General features: G+C 43.3%; 12 protein-coding genes. 10 read left to right on the forward strand and 2 right to left on the reverse strand.

Annotated features, from left to right (window positions below):
* Positions 1–29: 29 nt before the first annotated feature.
* The 8 genes from J0656_RS13425 (at position 30) to J0656_RS13460 (ending at position 11,355) form a co-directional block, all read left to right on the forward strand.
* Entirely contained in the window at positions 30–3,161 is a 3,132-nt protein-coding gene (locus J0656_RS13425; RefSeq protein WP_207034746.1) for a TAT-variant-translocated molybdopterin oxidoreductase, read from the forward strand.
* Between the two features lie 30 nt (positions 3,162–3,191).
* Positions 3,192–4,943, forward strand: a complete 1,752-nt coding sequence (gene nrfD / locus J0656_RS13430) for a helix-hairpin-helix domain-containing protein (RefSeq protein ID WP_207034748.1) — start codon at positions 3,192–3,194, stop codon at positions 4,941–4,943.
* A 2-nt stretch (positions 4,944–4,945) separates the two neighbouring features.
* Positions 4,946–5,473, forward strand: coding sequence for a DUF3341 domain-containing protein (locus J0656_RS13435; RefSeq protein ID WP_207034750.1), 528 nt, complete (start codon positions 4,946–4,948; stop codon positions 5,471–5,473).
* 4 nt (positions 5,474–5,477) lie between these two features.
* The gene (locus tag J0656_RS13440) at positions 5,478–6,047 is read left to right on the forward strand and encodes a c-type cytochrome (protein ID WP_207034752.1); all 570 of its coding nucleotides are present in this window, start codon (positions 5,478–5,480) and stop codon (positions 6,045–6,047) included.
* A 17-nt stretch (positions 6,048–6,064) separates the two neighbouring features.
* The gene (locus tag J0656_RS13445) at positions 6,065–7,399 is read left to right on the forward strand and encodes a quinol:cytochrome C oxidoreductase (protein ID WP_207034754.1); all 1,335 of its coding nucleotides are present in this window, start codon (positions 6,065–6,067) and stop codon (positions 7,397–7,399) included.
* 33 nt (positions 7,400–7,432) lie between these two features.
* Positions 7,433–8,548, forward strand: a complete 1,116-nt coding sequence (locus tag J0656_RS13450) for a cytochrome c oxidase subunit II (protein ID WP_207034755.1) — start codon at positions 7,433–7,435, stop codon at positions 8,546–8,548.
* Positions 8,549–8,586: 38 nt separating this feature from the next.
* Positions 8,587–10,410, forward strand: a complete 1,824-nt coding sequence (locus tag J0656_RS13455) for a cytochrome c oxidase subunit I (protein WP_108246301.1) — start codon at positions 8,587–8,589, stop codon at positions 10,408–10,410.
* Between the two features lie 120 nt (positions 10,411–10,530).
* A complete protein-coding gene (locus J0656_RS13460; protein WP_207034757.1) occupies positions 10,531–11,355 on the forward strand; it encodes a GIN domain-containing protein in 825 nt (274 codons plus the stop codon).
* Between the two features lie 3 nt (positions 11,356–11,358).
* On the opposite strand, the gene J0656_RS13465 is transcribed toward J0656_RS13460, so the two are convergent.
* On the reverse strand, positions 11,359–13,611 hold the full coding sequence (locus tag J0656_RS13465) for an acyl-CoA dehydrogenase family protein (protein WP_207034759.1): 2,253 nt from the start codon (positions 13,609–13,611) through the stop codon (positions 11,359–11,361).
* Positions 13,612–13,740: 129 nt separating this feature from the next.
* Between J0656_RS13465 and ruvB the strand changes: the two genes are divergently transcribed.
* Complete coding sequence (gene ruvB / locus J0656_RS13470; protein ID WP_176619720.1) at positions 13,741–14,763, forward strand: Holliday junction branch migration DNA helicase RuvB; 1,023 nt, start codon at positions 13,741–13,743, stop codon at positions 14,761–14,763.
* A 140-nt stretch (positions 14,764–14,903) separates the two neighbouring features.
* The gene (locus tag J0656_RS13475; protein WP_225603379.1) at positions 14,904–15,971 is read left to right on the forward strand and encodes a c-type cytochrome; all 1,068 of its coding nucleotides are present in this window, start codon (positions 14,904–14,906) and stop codon (positions 15,969–15,971) included.
* A 43-nt stretch (positions 15,972–16,014) separates the two neighbouring features.
* On the opposite strand, the gene J0656_RS13480 is transcribed toward J0656_RS13475, so the two are convergent.
* Positions 16,015–16,611 carry a TetR/AcrR family transcriptional regulator gene (locus J0656_RS13480; RefSeq protein ID WP_207034761.1) on the reverse strand — a complete coding sequence of 199 codons (597 nt, stop codon included), beginning with the start codon at positions 16,609–16,611 and terminating at the stop codon, positions 16,015–16,017.
* Positions 16,612–16,642: the final 31 nt, after the last annotated feature.

The raw sequence follows: 16,642 nt of genomic DNA on the forward strand, positions 1-16,642 counted from the left end.
TTAAAAGAAGATAATCTCAGATATATCGTATGGCATCAAACAAAAAATATTGGAAAAGTGAAGCGGAGTTGAATCCGAACGATTCCATTGTTGAGGCGCTAAGAAACAACGAGTTTACAGAGGAGATTCCCGTTGATGAGTTTTTGGGGGACAAGGAAAAATTGTCTGCATCCAACACATCGCGTAGGGATTTCTTGAAATATGTAGGTTTCAGTACCGCTGCGGCAACTGTTGCAGCGTGTGAAGGTCCTGTTCATAAATCTATCCCGTATGTGGTTCAGCCGGACAATATTGTTCCAGGCGTAGCAAACTACTATGCGACCACGATTGCGGATGGTTTTGACTTTGCCAGCATCTTGGTGAAGACAAGGGAGGGAAGGCCTATCAAAATAGAAAACAATACCGATGCAAAAGTAAATGGCGGAGCCAATGCGAGGGTGCAGGCGTCCGTTTTGACTTTGTACGATAGTAAAAGGGTTCAGGGGCCAATGGCCAATGGAGAGCCTGTTGAGTGGAAGGTGTTGGATGCTGCCGTTAAGGCGAAATTGAATGCCTTGAAGGGTTCTGGCAAACAAGTGGTGTTGTTGACGCAGACCTATGCCAGTCCTTCAACTACAAAATTGATTTCTGAGTTTAAAGCGGCCTACGGGGAGAATGTGAATCATGTGGTTTACGATGCCATTTCCGAAGATGCTGCACTGAATGCATTTAATAAAGCTTATGGTGAGCGTGCCTTGGCCGATTACGATTTTGAGAAAGCTGATCTGATTGTTTCTTTCGGAGCTGATTTTCTTGGTGACTGGCAAGGTGGTGGATATGATTCTGGTTATGCCAAGGGTCGTGTTCCCAAAAATGGAAAAATGTCCAGGCACGTACAGTTAGAGGCGAATATGTCTTTAACAGGTGCCAATGCCGATAAGAGATACCCAATGACGCCAACCCAACAAAAAGTTGCCCTTGCCAAATTGTATGGCAAGTTGAATGGCAGTAACGTTGGTGGTGGAACATCTGATGTTGATGAAGCAGTGGATAAAGTTGCGGCTGAAATCAAAAGAGCGGGTAGCAAAGCGGTTGTTGTAAGTGGACTTAATGATGAGAATGCACAAACCGTTGTGTTGGCCATCAATAAATTGTTGGGTAGCGAAGCTTTCGATGCCGACAAGCCAAAATATGTTCGTCAAGGTGATGTTGCAAAAGTAAACAAGCTTATTGCGGACATGAATGCAGGTCGTGTTGGTGCATTGATTATGGATGGGGTTAACCCGGCCTACACATTGCCAAATGCCGAGGAATTCCTAGCGGGACTTGGACAGGTAGATGTGTCGGTTGACTTTGCTTTTAATAATGATGAAACAGCTCAGGCTTCTACTTATGTAGCCGCAGCTTCCCATTATTTGGAGTCTTGGGGTGATGCCGAATTCAAAAAAGGAGAATATAGCTTAATGCAGCCAGCTATTCGAGAGCTGTTTGATACGAAACAGTTTCAATCGGCACTTTTGACATGGATGGGCGTTGAGAAAACATATTACGAATACATCAAAGAAACTTGGAGTACAGACGTGCTTCAAGGTGGTTCTTGGAACAAAGCTTTGCAGGATGGTGTTTACGCTGCTTCGGTAAGTGTTGCAGTAGCGGAAGGTGCTGAACCGCAAACAACTTCTCAGGAAGATACTGGAGAGGTTCGGCCAGAGATTGTTCCGATTGCTTCTGCAATCCGTTCTTTAGTGAATTCAACAAGTTCCGGTACCGAGTTGGTACTGTATTCCAAAACTGGAATGGGTGATGGTCGTCAGGCAAATAACCCTTGGTTGCAAGAATTTCCTGATCCAATTTCTAGGGTTTCTTGGGACAACTATTTGACCGTTTCCAAAGCAGATGCCGAATCTTGGGGTCTCGAAAACAGCATTGAGGCCGATGGAGGTGTAAACGGTAGTTATGTTAAATTGACCGTGGATGGTAAGGTGTTGGAAAATGTTCCGGTGATTATCCAGCCAGGTCAAGCGGTAGGTACTGTTGGTCTGTCTTACGGTTATGGTAAGAAGGCCGGTATGCAAGAAGAGATGGCAACAGGAGTTAATGCTTACACTTTGTATAGTAACTTCTCCGATGTGCAGTCTGTAACCGTTGAGAAAACTGGAGGTGAGCATGAGTTTGCTTGTATCCAATCACATAAGACATTGATGGGTAGGGGAGATATTATCAAGGAAACTACCTTGGAAATCTTCAATACCAAAGACCACGCAGAGTGGAACCCGATGCCGCACGTAACCTTGAATCACAATGAAATACCTGTGACTTCTCCGGATGCGGACCTTTGGGAAGAGTTTGATAGAAGCGTTGGGCATCATTTTAACCTGTCCATCGATTTGAACGCATGTACCGGTTGTGGTGCCTGTGTGATAGCATGTCATGCAGAGAACAACGTTCCTGTGGTTGGAAAACGCGAAATGCGTCGTTCCAGGGATATGCACTGGTTGCGAATTGATAGATACTATTCTTCCGAAGAAACTTTTGAGGAAGATAACGAGAAGAAGGAAAACATGGATGGCCTATGGGGAGACCAAGGTTCTCTTGGTGGTTTCAGGGAAATGGAAGATCCATCTGCCAACCCACAAGTAGCTTTCCAGCCTGTAATGTGTCAGCACTGTAACCACGCTCCTTGTGAAACTGTTTGTCCAGTTGCGGCAACATCTCACGGTAGACAAGGTCAAAACCATATGGCATATAACCGTTGTGTAGGTACAAGATACTGTGCCAACAACTGTCCGTATAAAGTTCGTAGGTTCAACTGGTTCTTGTACAACAACAACGACGAGTTCGACTTCAACATGAACAACGATTTGGGTAAAATGGTAATCAACCCAGATGTTAACGTACGTTCAAGAGGTGTAATGGAAAAATGCTCTATGTGTATCCAAATGACCCAAAAAACGATTTTGGATGCCAAGAGAGATGGAAGAGTCATCAAAGATGGAGAGTTCCAAACAGCATGTTCTGCGGCTTGTAGCAGTGGGGCCATGGTTTTTGGAGATATCAATGACCACGACAGTAAAGTGGCGGAGTTGAAGAACGATGACAGAATGTACCATCTGTTGGAGCATGTGGGAACAAAACCAAATGTGTTCTACCATGTTAAAGTTAGAAACACCAACGAGGCTTAATCAATAAAAGAAGTAACTAGAAGATAAATTATGGCGTCGCATTACGAAGCACCTATTCGAAAGCCCTTAGTGGTCGGAGACAAAGGATACCACGATGTAACAGTGGACATTGCCCGTCCGGTTGAGGGAAAGGCCAATAAGCAATGGTGGATTGTATTTTCCATCGCATTAGTGGCATTCCTCTGGGGTCTAGGATGTATCATTTATACCGTTTCCACAGGTATTGGGGTTTGGGGACTTAACCGAACCGTTAACTGGGCCTGGGATATTACCAACTTTGTATGGTGGGTAGGTATTGGTCACGCAGGTACACTGATTTCAGCTGTACTCTTGCTTTTCCGTCAAAAGTGGAGAATGGCGATCAACCGTTCTGCTGAGGCAATGACCATTTTCTCGGTTGTTCAGGCAGGTTTGTTCCCGATTATCCACATGGGTCGTCCATGGTTGGGTTACTGGGTGCTTCCTATCCCTAACCAATTTGGTTCCTTGTGGGTGAACTTTAACTCGCCTTTGCTTTGGGACGTATTTGCGATTTCAACGTATCTTTCCGTATCATTGGTGTTCTGGTGGACAGGTCTTTTGCCTGACTTCGCCATGATCCGTGATAGGGCGGTAAAACCATTCCAAAAGAAAATATACAGCTTGTTGAGCTTTGGTTGGACAGGTAGAGCTAAAGACTGGCAACGTTTCGAGGAAGTTTCCTTGGTATTGGCCGGTTTGGCAACGCCACTTGTACTTTCTGTACACACCATCGTATCGTTTGACTTTGCTACTTCGGTAATTCCAGGATGGCACACCACCATCTTCCCACCGTACTTTGTTGCCGGTGCGATTTTCTCTGGGTTTGCCATGGTGAACACGCTTTTGATCATCATGCGTAAAGTGTGTAGCCTAGAAGCGTATATCACAGTACAGCATATCGAGTTGATGAACATCGTAATCATGATTACAGGTTCCATAGTAGGATGTGCCTATATTACAGAGCTGTTCATTGCATGGTACTCTGGTGTAGAGTACGAACAGTACGCTTTCTTGAACAGGGCTACAGGACCTTACTGGTGGGCTTACTGGTCCATGATGACTTGTAACGTGTTCTCACCTCAGTTCATGTGGTTCAAAAAATTACGTACCAGTATCATGTTCTCTTTCTTCATCTCTATTGTGGTAAACATAGGGATGTGGTTCGAGCGTTTTGTGATCATTGTTACCTCATTGCATAGGGATTACCTGCCATCTTCATGGACCATGTTCTCCCCAACATTTGTGGATATCGGAATCTTTGTGGGAACCATCGGATTCTTCTTTGTATTGTTCCTTTTGTATTCCAGAACATTCCCTGTAATTGCACAAGCAGAGGTGAAATCAATTATGAAGGCTTCTGGCGAGCGTTATAAAAAATTAAGGGAAGCAGGAAAACCGTTGTACGAGATGCCTTCCAATGTAAACAGAACAGTAACGTATCATGAGCCGATTACGGACGATGTGTTGATGGGCGAACCTAAGCCAACAGTAGGTGATAAAGTTGGTGTGGATGAATTACTTAGTGCAGTCGGAACATTTGATTCAACTACGCAAACTCCGGACGACCTTAAGAAAATAAAGGGAGTCGGTCCAGAAATGGAACGTACCTTGAACGAAATAGGCATATTCACCTATGCCCAGGTCGCTAGAATGACCGAAAGAGAATATGATTTGCTAGACTCGATTACTGGAAGATTCCCAGGGCGTGCACAACGCGATGATTGGGCTGGTCAGGCAAAGTTGTTAAACGATAAAAAATAATTATGGCGTCAAAAGTTATACAGGCACTTTACAACGACGATGATGTGTTGATGCATGCCGTAAAAAAGGTTAGGGCAGAGCACCATCATATTGAAGAAGTGTACACTCCCTTCCCGGTTCACGGTTTAGACAAGGCCATGGGATTGGCGGACACACGAATCGCTATCACATCCTTCCTTTACGGATGTTTGGGGCTAACCGTCGCCGTAGTTATGATGAACTTTATCATGATCGAGGATTGGCCTCAGGATATTGGGGGTAAACCAAGTTTCAGTTACTTGGAAAACATGCCCGCCTTTGTTCCTATCATGTTCGAGCTTACGGTATTTTTTGCGGCTCACTTAATGGTGATCACTTTTTACCTAAGAAGTAGAATGTGGCCGTTCAAAAAAGCCGAGAACCCTGATAAGCGTACCACCGATGATCACTTTTTGATGGAAATCGGTTTGCACGATAACGAAAATGAACTTGCCGAATTGTTGTGGGAAACAGGAGCGGTAGAAGTAAAAGTTACAGAAAAGGAGTCTTAATAATATGAAGCAATTAGGTAAAATAAGTGTTGTTTTGGTACTGGTTATCTTCGCTGCATCTTGCGCGGACAAGAACAGTCCAAACTACCAATTCATGCCAAACATGTACGAACCTGTAGGATATGAGGCCTATCAAGGTGTGGACAACGGATTGTTCCCCGATGGGACCGAGGCTATGTTGCCACCAGAAGGAACCATTTCCAGAGGATACATGCCCTATGAGTTTGAAAACACTCCGGAAGGTAAAGAATTAGCAAGATTGAATACAAGTCCTTTGGATTCCTTGAAACAAGAGGAAAATTTGGTAAAAGGGGCGGAGCTTTATGCAATTTATTGTGCCGTTTGTCACGGGCCAAAAGGAGATGGGCAAGGCAATCTTGTAAAGAACGAAAAAATATTGGGTGTTCCCAGCTACGATGATGCAGCTAGAAATATTACGGTAGGAACCACATACCACACTATTTATTACGGATTGAACTCAATGGGCTCGTACGCTTCACAATTCGCCAATGAAGAAGAAATGTGGCAAGTGTCCGAGTACGTGATGAAGTTAAAGGAAGACCTAACAAAATAATAGGATAAGAAGAAACTATGTATACCTTTTCAAACAAACTTAGACTAGGATCTTTCATCGCCATGGGGCTAGGATTCATTTTCCTTGTAATTGGTTTTATGTCTGCCCCATCAACTGTGGAAGAAGCCAAGGCCATGGTAGCAGTACACGATGATGGTCATGGAGGAGGACATGCAGAAGCGGCCACCGAAAGCCATGGAGATCAGGGCCACGGAGCAGAGGCTTCTCATGGTGAGGAACACGATTCTTCCCACGATGAGCATTTGTTGAGCCAGTTGAAAAACAGGCCATGGTCCGCACTTTATGTAGCAGCCTTCTTTTTCTTTATGATATCATTGGGCGTATTGGCATTCTATGCCATACAACGTGCAGCCCAAGCAGGTTGGTCCCCATTGCTCTTTAGGGTTATGGAGGGTATAACGGCGTACTTGGTTCCAGGAGGGATCATAGTATTTGTGATTTTGTTGCTCTCTGCAATGCACATGAACCACCTTTTTGTGTGGATGGATTCAGAAGTAGTTGCACACGATGAACTGCTTCAAGGAAAGGCTGGATATTTGAACCCTACTTTCTTTTTGATCAGAGCCGCGATATTCTTGGGTGGATGGATTTTTTACCGTCAATATTCAAGAAAATTGTCTTTGGCCCAAGATGAATCGGATGACAATACCAACTTTGTAAAAAACTTTAGATGGTCTGCCGGTTTCTTGGTATTTTACCTTGTAACCGAGTCCATGATGTCTTGGGACTGGATCATGAGTGTTGATCCACACTGGTTCAGTACCTTGTTCGGATGGTATGTGTTTGCCAGTATGTTTGTATCTGGTATCACGGTGATCGCGATGGTAACCGTTTACCTTAAATCAAAAGGATATTTGGAGGATGTGAACAATAGCCATATCCATGATTTGGCCAAGTTCATGTTCGGTATCAGTATTTTCTGGACGTATCTGTGGTTCGCCCAGTTCATGTTGATTTGGTATGCAAACATTCCTGAGGAGGTTACCTATTATGTGGCAAGGTTCCAAGATTATAAACTTCCATTCTTCGGAATGTTGGTACTGAACTTTGTGTTCCCGTTGTTAGTGCTTATGAACAGTGATTATAAGCGAATCAACTGGTTTGTTATCATGACCGGTATTGTGGTTCTATTTGGCCACTATTTGGATATATTTAATATGATAATGCCTGCAACAGTTGGAGATCAATGGTTTATTGGTCTGCCTGAGATTGGTGGTATTTTGTTCTTCGGAGGTTTGTTCGTTTACTGGGTGTTTACCGCTTTGACAAAGGCGCCATTACAACCCAAACGAAACCCATTTATTGAGGAGAGTAGACATTTTCATTATTAATACATTACGATTTAAGTCTTAGATAGATATACGATGACTGCATTATTAACATTTACTGTTTTAGTATTGGTTGCGATTGCGATTTGGCAGATGACCAAAATTTTTGAACTATCGCAAACTAAAACAGAACGCTCTGAGATAGCCAACGATTCCGACAACAAAAACAACGGATATTTGTTGTTTGCGTTCCTGATCTTTATTTACGGAATCACAATTTTCAGTTTTGCCAAGTATTCCAAAATGCTTCTTCCAGAAGCCGCATCCGAACATGGTGGTGATTATGACCAGTTGATGTGGGTTTCATTCGCAATCATATTCTTTGTGCAGACAATCACTCAGGCATTGTTGCACTACTTCGGGTATAAGTACAGGGGTGAAACAGGAAGAAAAGCTCTTTTCTTTGCTGATAATGACAGATTGGAGTTTATCTGGACCATTATTCCGGTAATAGTGTTGGCGGGACTTATCCTTTGGGGATTGTACACATGGACCAATATTATGGACGTCAACGAGGATGATGATCCATTGATCGTTGAGCTTTACGCCCAGCAATTCAACTGGACCGCTAGGTATGGCGGCGATGATAATGTTCTTGGTGAAGCCAATGTTAGGTTGATAGATATCGCAAATGCCAACATTCTAGGTATTGATGAATCCGACCCTAATGCCGAGGACGATGTTATCGTAAAGGAGTTGCACTTGCCAGTAGGAAGGAAGGTAAACTTTAAAATGAGGTCGCAGGATGTATTGCACTCTGCTTACATGCCTCACTTTAGAGCTCAGATGAACTGTGTTCCCGGTATGATCACACAGTTTTCATTTACACCAACAGTGACCACAGAAGAAATAAGATTGAATCCCGATGTTGTGGATAAGGTAAAAAGAACCAATGCCATACGTGCTCAAAAAGGCGATGATCCATGGGAATTCGATTACATATTGTTGTGTAATAAAATATGCGGAAAATCTCACTATAACATGCAAATGAAGATTATAGTGGAGACCGAAGAGGAATTCAATGCTTGGATGGCAGAGCAGAAAACCTTTAAAGAATCTGTAATGGTTGATGAAGCAGAAACAGAAGAGCAGGTAGCCAGTACAGAAGAAGAGGCAGATGTTGAATCAGAAGAATCCGCTTCGGAAGAGTAACAAACAACTTAAAAGAATAACGAAAAATTAATTGGAATATGTCTGAAGTAGCCCATGTAAGTCACGATGATCACCACGATGATCATGGACATCACCATAAGGAAACTTTCATAACAAAATACATTTTCAGTCAGGACCATAAGATGATATCCAAGCAATATCTGATCACCGGTCTAATCATGGGATTTATTGGTATTGCTATGTCATTGCTCTTTAGAATGCAGTTGGCATGGCCGGGCGAATCCTTTGGAATTTTTGAAGCTGTGCTTGGAAAATGGGCTCCAGATGGTGTTATGGATGCCGATATTTATTTGGCATTGGTTACCATCCACGGTACTTTGATGGTATTCTTCGTGTTAACACAGGGATTGAGTGGTACCTTCAGTAACCTTTTGATTCCACTACAGATCGGTGCAAGGGATATGGCTTCCGGATTTATGAACATGATTTCTTATTGGATGTTCTTTATTTCATCCGTCATCATGATTATTTCATTGTTCGTAGAGGCAGGTCCCGCGGCGGCAGGTTGGACCATTTATCCACCATTGAGTGCGCTTCCAATGGCGCAGCCAGGTTCTGGTATGGGTATGACGCTTTGGTTGGTATCCATGGCTATATTTATCGCTTCCTCATTATTGGGATCATTGAACTACATCGTAACCGTTATCAACCTTAGAACAAAAGGTATGTCCATGACACGCTTGCCATTGACAATCTGGGCTTTCTTTGTAACAGCTATTATCGGTGTTATCTCTTTCCCGGTATTGTTGTCAGCGGCCTTGTTATTGATCATGGATAGAAGCTTTGGAACATCTTTCTTCTTGTCGGATATCTTTATCCAAGGAGAGGTATTGCACTACCAAGGTGGTTCCCCAGTATTGTACGAGCACTTGTTCTGGTTCTTGGGTCACCCTGAGGTATATATTGTATTGTTGCCAGCATTGGGTATTACTTCCGAAGTAATGTCAACAAATGCGAGAAAACCAATTTTTGGATATAGAGCGATGGTTGCCTCCATCTTGGCAATTGCCTTCTTGTCCACGATTGTATGGGGTCACCACATGTTCGTATCCGGAATGAACCCGTTCTTGGGGTCTGTATTTACATTTACAACCCTTTTGATTGCGATACCATCAGCGGTAAAGGCATTTAACTATATCACCACACTTTGGAAAGGTAACCTGCAGCTCAATCCTGCCATGTTGTTCTCCATTGGTTTGGTGTCAACATTTATCACCGGAGGTCTAACAGGTATTATTTTGGGTGATAGTACGTTGGATATCAACGTTCACGATACGTACTTCGTGGTAGCTCACTTCCACTTGGTAATGGGTATATCGGCATTGTACGGTATGTTTGCGGGTATCTATCACTGGTTCCCAAAAATGTTCCACGGCCGTATGATGAACAAAAACTTGGGTTACGTACACTTCTGGATCACCGCAGTCTGTGCCTATGGGGTATTCTTCCCAATGCACTTTGTGGGAATGGCAGGTGTGCCACGTCGTTACTACGAGAACACAGCGTTCCCTATGTTCGATGAATTGACCAACGTTCAGGTGTTGATGACCGTATTCGCAATTATTGCAGGTCTGGCCCAGTTGATATTCGTCTACAACTTTATCTCAAGTATATTCTACGGTAAAAAAGGACCTGTTAACCCATGGGGCTCAAATACTTTGGAATGGACAACACCAAGGGAGCATATCCACGGTAACTGGCCAGGAGAAATTCCACACGTGTACCGTTGGGCATACGATTATAGTAAAACATACGAAAATGGAGAGTACATCATTGCTGGACAGGATTTTGTCCCGCAAAACGTTCCACTTCAAGAGAACGAAGAAGAACTCAACCACTAAAAAAATAGTTATATTAGTGAAAAGGCCCGTCCAATTTGGATGGGCTTTTTTTGTTGTAATATATTTTGAAGTGAATTGTATATCTTTAAAAAGCATTTCCCCTATCAATAGACCATAGTGATGAAAAAGATCGTAATCCTACTTTTAGTTTTAGTTCCGATAGCGACCACCGCTCAGCGTAAGCCCAAAATAAAAGGAAGCCGCATTGTAACACAGGTGAGCGAGGAACTTCCGCCTTTTAATGCCGTTATTTTGAATGATGACCTTGAAATCAATTTAAAGAAATCTTTAGGCCCTGGCTATCACCTTGTAGCTGACGATAACTTGGTGGACATTCTAAAATTCGAGGTCAATGATGGTACATTGGTAATAAGTTCCTACTACAACATCACAGCAAAAAAGGAGTTGGAAATCACGGTGAATTATACCCAGCTCAATTCCATTACGGTGAAAAATGGAATCATGGTCTCCACTGATGTCATTCAATCCGAGGAGCTGTTTGTAGATGGTTTCAATAATACCAAGTTGGATATTAAGGCCAATGCCGATGTTATGGACATTAATTTGGAGGACACCAGTAGCGGTGATTTTCATGTAGAGGTGGATTCGCTGAACGTAAACCTGAACAAAAGGGCCCAGGCCTATGTGTACGCGCAGATAAATTCCGGTGTTTTGGATTTGGAAGGAAATTCATCGTTGGCTATGGAGGGCACTTCGGATAGATTACATGCCAATTTGCTGGACGATGCCAACTATAAGGGCGAAACCATGCAGATAAATTCAGCGCAACTGGAAATTACCGGAACCGCTAATGCAAGGGTATATTCTTTTGGTAATATTTCGATAAAATCATCAGGAAGCGCGGGTATTTATCTGTACGGTACCCCAAAAATTACCATTGAAGAGTTTTTAGGTACCTCCCAGCTCATCAAAAAGGAAGATTGACGATTACTTTGTAATCGGTGCGGTCATGCAATGTTCAGGAATACCGAAGCCATCCACCAATACTTCAATATGTGGCCTAAGCTCCGTGGACAAACGTTCTACACGTTGACGGATGGCCTTGGATTTGGTATTGCCGATGTATCCTTGCTCCAAAAACCACCTCGCATCCGAATTTATTTGGTCCAAGGCATATAGGCAACCCACCTTTTCCATTAAAGCACGGTATTTAAGGTCGGTAATACCTTCGATGTGGTCACAAAAAATGCTATAGGATAATTCCACACTATATGCTTTTCCCAAGGCTAGTAAATGTGACTGAACCTTTAAAAAAGCTTGGTACGCGGGAACCCCTTTTTTGATATAGTCCCGTATGCGCATCGCCAAGGTGTATGTAAGCCTTCTGTTCCGATAATCAAACGCATGTTTATGGAACTTTGGATTATAAAGGTGCTCGGCATCGACTTTGTTCGAATAGAGTGGGTTGATGGCCGTAAGCTTATCCGTAAGCTGTGTCTGCAAAAGTTTAAGTACCGATGTAAAACCGGCACTATTGAACTCAGCCCTAAAGTCCGATAGAATGCCTTTGGCCGCTAGTTGTAGCAAAACGGTGTTATCACCTTCAAAAGTGGTAAAAATATCTACATCGCCCTTAAGGTCCGCAATGTGGTTCTCCAAAAGATAGCCCTTCCCGCCACATGCTTCCCTGCATTCCTGAATGGCATCATTGGCGTACCATGTGATGATGGATTTGAGGCCCGCCACCTGTGTCTCTATCTTTCGCTTATCAGGTTGAGTGTCGTCACTGTAGCGTTTCATCATATCCTCCAACGTAAAATGATACACGTAGGCCGCTGCAATTTTTGGGGTCAACCGTAATTGATGGGTGGGGTAGTCCATGATCAAGTCCTCCTGTATTTTCACATTGTCGTTGAACTGCCTACGGTTAAGTGCATATTTTACCGCAATGGACAAGGCCATTTTGCTGCCTCCCAGAGCACCCCGGGCCACACAAATACGTCCGCCCACCAAAGTTCCCAACATAGTAAAAAATCGCTTATTGGGATTTTTGATGGAGGAAAAGTACGAACCATCATCTTTGATTTCCCCGTATTTGTTCAGCAAGTTTTGTCTGGGGACCTTTACATTGTTGAACCAAATTTTTCCATTGTCCACTCCGTTCAGCCCCAATTTATAGCCATTGTCCTCGATGGTGATGCCCTCCAATGTCTCATGATTTTCGTTCCTTAGGGGAACCAGAATAGCATGTACCCCTTCATTTTTGCCATCGACGATCAACTGCGCAAAAACGGATGCCATTTTGGAATGCAATGCGTTGCCAATGTATTCCTTGTTGTCGTTCTTTCCTGGGGTATGTATAATAATGGAGTCCGATGCTTTATCGTAAGTAGCGGTTGTTTTGATGCCACGTACATTGGAACCGTGCCCGGTTTCTGTCATCGCAAAACAGCCCAGTAATTTTGTTTTCCCTGCGTCGGTCAAATATTGGTCATGGTGCTTTTTTGTCCCTAATTTTTGGATGCTTCCACCAAAAAGCCCGAACTGGACACCAAATTTTATGGCCAAACTGCCGTCCACGAACATCAAATGTTCAAAAATAGCTGCATAAGCGGGCATATTGTCAGTTCCTCCATATGCATCAGGATAAGCCATTGCACCGTATCCGGCCTCGCCTAAAAGCTGGACCTGTTTCAAAACCCTATTCCGGAATTCATCTTTATCCCGTAAAATTTCCCAAGCAAAATCAGGTTTATCCAAAAACTTCCGGAACTCATATACTTCCTCGGCATGTTCACCTTTTAAAATAGTGTCCAGAACATCGGCATCGTATTCGTCCGAAGTTTTCTCGTGTACCACTTCTACATCAAAGAGATGGTTGTAATGGTTGGGCTGTATGCCCAAATGAATTTCGATATGCTTTAATTGCTCGTTCAACTCCTCGTTTTTCACCAATCTTTGGCTGAGTGAGGTTAGAGGGTAGGTGTCGCTCTCAATCAGTTTTACTTTGGAAGTGGCAATGGTCTGCTTCCAGTTTTTGATTTCATCATCATGCGGAGGACGGTTTTTGTGCAACCAATTGCCTAATTGTTTTTTCTCTTCACTCGTCAGTGTTTCATCCAGCGCTATTACCTTTTGAACAACGGATATTTCGGAAGCGGAGAGAAGGTCATCGGACCAAATGACATAGAAAAAAGGGATGTATTGTAGAATTCCAGTGGAATAATCTGTGGTAACCATAAAGGGGTAAATTGACGAATTTTAAACTTATCTAAGGTAAGGTTTAGATTTTTAAGAAGTGAGTTCAAAACGGTATTTTAGTGCTTAGGACATTAGGTGGATTCCGTTTTCAACTATATTTGTTCAACCATGAATGAAAATTTAGATCCAACAGGCGAAAATCTTTCCCCGGAAGAGTTTGATATAGAAAGGGCTTTACGGCCCATAAGTTTTGATGACTTTACTGGGCAGGCCCAAGTATTGGAAAACCTAAAGGTTTTTGTGCAGGCCGCCAATCTTCGGGGCGAGGCCTTGGACCATACTCTTTTTCATGGGCCTCCGGGCCTTGGTAAAACAACTTTGGCGCACATTCTTGCCAATGAGCTTGGTGTGGGAATAAAGGTTACCTCTGGGCCCGTACTCGACAAACCTGGTGATTTGGCAGGCTTGTTGACCAATTTGGATGAAAGGGATGTCCTTTTCATTGATGAGATCCATAGATTGAGCCCCATCGTGGAAGAATATCTGTATTCTGCCATGGAGGATTATAAAATTGATATCATGATCGAGACAGGGCCCAACGCCCGTACCGTGCAGATTAATTTGAGTCCGTTTACCTTGATAGGAGCCACTACACGGTCAGGTCTGTTGACAGCTCCCATGCGTGCAAGGTTTGGGATCCAGAGCCGTTTGCAATATTACAATACAGAATTGTTGTCCACTATAGTGGAACGAAGTGCGGAAATTTTAAACGTGCCGATAACCAATGATGCGGCGATAGAGATTGCCGGTCGGAGCAGGGGAACACCTAGAATTTGCAATGCACTTTTGCGAAGGGTCCGGGATTTTGCCCAAATAAAGGGTAACGGGAAAATTGACCTCGAAATCTCCCAATTTGGTCTTAAGGCCCTAAACGTGGATGCCCATGGACTGGATGAAATGGACAACAAAATCTTGACCACTATCATAGATAAGTTCAAGGGAGGGCCGGTTGGAATCACCACCTTGGCAACGGCAGTGTCCGAAAGTGCCGAAACTTTGGAAGAAGTTTACGAGCCGTTTTTGATTCAGCAAGGCTTTATAATGCGAACACCAAGGGGCCGTGAGGTCACCGAACTTGCATATAAACATTTGGGCAAGGTAAAGGGCGGTACGCAGGGCGGGTTGTTTTGATGTTTTCCAGTTTTAAATCTTTTTGTAATTTACTTGCTTGTTTGATTGTCTTCTTGGATTGGAAATCCATTTTATGGGAATCAAGGAAAGTGCCCCTATCTTATCATTTCGTAATTGCTTTGCATGATTAAAGAAGAATCATGGAAGAACCAATACATCCAGAAGAGCTGAGTTCGGATAAAAACATAGCCATTGCTCGGCAGATTAAAAAGCTGTGCGTACAACTGGGTGTTTGTGTCATTTTGATGCTGGGGTTGGCCTTTACAGTGGTTTTGGTCGCATTCGGCGACTTCGGTTCCAAAGAATATGCAGCATTTCCAGATGGTGTCTATTACTTGGATTACAATGTGTACAATCTCTCCAATTCTGCTAAAAATCAAAAAATAAAGGAAGGTTTTGAAGTTTTTAGGAACACCCCACAGCATTTGGGTCCCAAACAAGGGGATTCAACACAGATGTACGCGGGGAACAATTTGGCTTGTGCCAGTTGTCATTTAAATGGAGGGACAAAGCCTTATGCTGCTCCGCTGATAGGTGTGGTCAAGCGATTTCCACAGTATCGTGGTCGAGAGGATAAAATGGGGACCATCGAGGAGCGAATCAATGGTTGCATGGAGCGCAGCATGAACGGTAAGGTTATGCCAGAGGACAGTGAAAAAATGAAATCTTTGCTCGCCTACATGGAATGGTTGGGAAGGGCTGCCCCATCAAACGGAAAAATAGAAGGACAAGGTTTTTTGACCATTGAAATCCCTGATAGGGCCGTGGATTTACAGCATGGAGAACAGGTTTTTGTCAAAAATTGTGTTGAATGTCATGGCGCGGATGGGCAAGGAGAGTCCCAAGCAGATGGCACTTATCTCTACCCGCCATTGTGGGGAAACGATTCTTACAATAATGGCGCCGGCATGACACGTGTGATTACCGCCGCACAGTTTATAAAAGGGAACATGCCGTACGGAACCACATTCGATAACCCTGTACTTACCGATGAGGAAGCATATGATGTGGCGGGGTATATCAATCAAAAACTGAGGCCGACAAAGCCCAATCGAGAAGTTGATTTCCCTGATTTGGTCAAGAAACCTGTTTCTACCCCTTACGGCCCATATTCTGATAACTTTAGTGAAGAGCAACATCAATTGGGACCGTTCCAACCCATAATGAAATATTATAAAGATGAATTTGATATGGTCAAAACCAAGTAGTTCTTGGTTTTGATGATCCGGGGTTGAATTGTTGAACGACCGATCACTTATCTACACCGCACCCTTTCAAAATCATTTGTAACCCCCATGATAAGGTATCCGTAGCGGTTCGATTGTCCAGTCCACAGACATCTTTTGCGGTAATGATAGATTCTATGCCCATCAAAAGTACGGACAGGTGAACCAACTTTTCTTTATCCTCTTCACTCAAATCTACCTTATTGGATTTGAAGTGCTCCTTCAAGGTATTGATGCGGTTTTTTCCCCTGCGCATATTTGGGTTCGATGATGCCAACACTGCTGCCAAGAACTGTCTGGAAGTTTGTTCGTTTCGAAGACTGAAATCCAGATAGGCTTTTTGGATACCTAGAATCGCATCTTTATGTGATGCTCCCTCGTTGTTGCTAAAAATGGTTTCAGGATTGGGTACATCGAGTTGAAGGATCAAATCCATCGATAAGGAATCGATATTGGTGTAGTACCTATAGACCGTTGCCCTGGAAATACCGGCTTTTTCCGCTACGTTTTCCATGGTTAACGTCACTTTCTTCTCCAATAATTGTCGTGATGCCTCAAGGATTTTATCCCTAGTATTTTGTTTCTGTTTTTTTCGCCCAGACGTAATATGTTTCTCTTTCATGAGACAAATATCTCATAAAATTTTGAACTGT

The organism is Flagellimonas aurea (genome assembly GCF_017313785.1).
In the GTDB taxonomy this organism is placed as follows: domain Bacteria; phylum Bacteroidota; class Bacteroidia; order Flavobacteriales; family Flavobacteriaceae; genus Flagellimonas; species Flagellimonas aurea.

Excerpts from the sequence above, each read along its gene's own strand:
- J0656_RS13475 (WP_225603379.1), top strand. The coding sequence starts at position 14,904 with ATGGAAGAACCAATACATCCAGAAGAGCTGAGTTCGGATAAAAACATA.
- ruvB (WP_176619720.1), top strand. The coding sequence starts at position 13,741 with ATGAATGAAAATTTAGATCCAACAGGCGAAAATCTTTCCCCGGAAGAG.
- J0656_RS13425 (WP_207034746.1), top strand. The coding sequence starts at position 30 with ATGGCATCAAACAAAAAATATTGGAAAAGTGAAGCGGAGTTGAATCCG.
- J0656_RS13480 (WP_207034761.1), bottom strand. The coding sequence starts at position 16,611 with ATGAAAGAGAAACATATTACGTCTGGGCGAAAAAAACAGAAACAAAAT.
- J0656_RS13440 (WP_207034752.1), top strand. The coding sequence starts at position 5,478 with ATGAAGCAATTAGGTAAAATAAGTGTTGTTTTGGTACTGGTTATCTTC.
- J0656_RS13455 (WP_108246301.1), top strand. The coding sequence starts at position 8,587 with ATGTCTGAAGTAGCCCATGTAAGTCACGATGATCACCACGATGATCAT.
- J0656_RS13445 (WP_207034754.1), top strand. The coding sequence starts at position 6,065 with ATGTATACCTTTTCAAACAAACTTAGACTAGGATCTTTCATCGCCATG.
- J0656_RS13450 (WP_207034755.1), top strand. The coding sequence starts at position 7,433 with ATGACTGCATTATTAACATTTACTGTTTTAGTATTGGTTGCGATTGCG.
- J0656_RS13465 (WP_207034759.1), bottom strand. The coding sequence starts at position 13,611 with ATGGTTACCACAGATTATTCCACTGGAATTCTACAATACATCCCTTTT.
- J0656_RS13435 (WP_207034750.1), top strand. The coding sequence starts at position 4,946 with ATGGCGTCAAAAGTTATACAGGCACTTTACAACGACGATGATGTGTTG.
- J0656_RS13460 (WP_207034757.1), top strand. The coding sequence starts at position 10,531 with ATGAAAAAGATCGTAATCCTACTTTTAGTTTTAGTTCCGATAGCGACC.
- nrfD (WP_207034748.1), top strand. The coding sequence starts at position 3,192 with ATGGCGTCGCATTACGAAGCACCTATTCGAAAGCCCTTAGTGGTCGGA.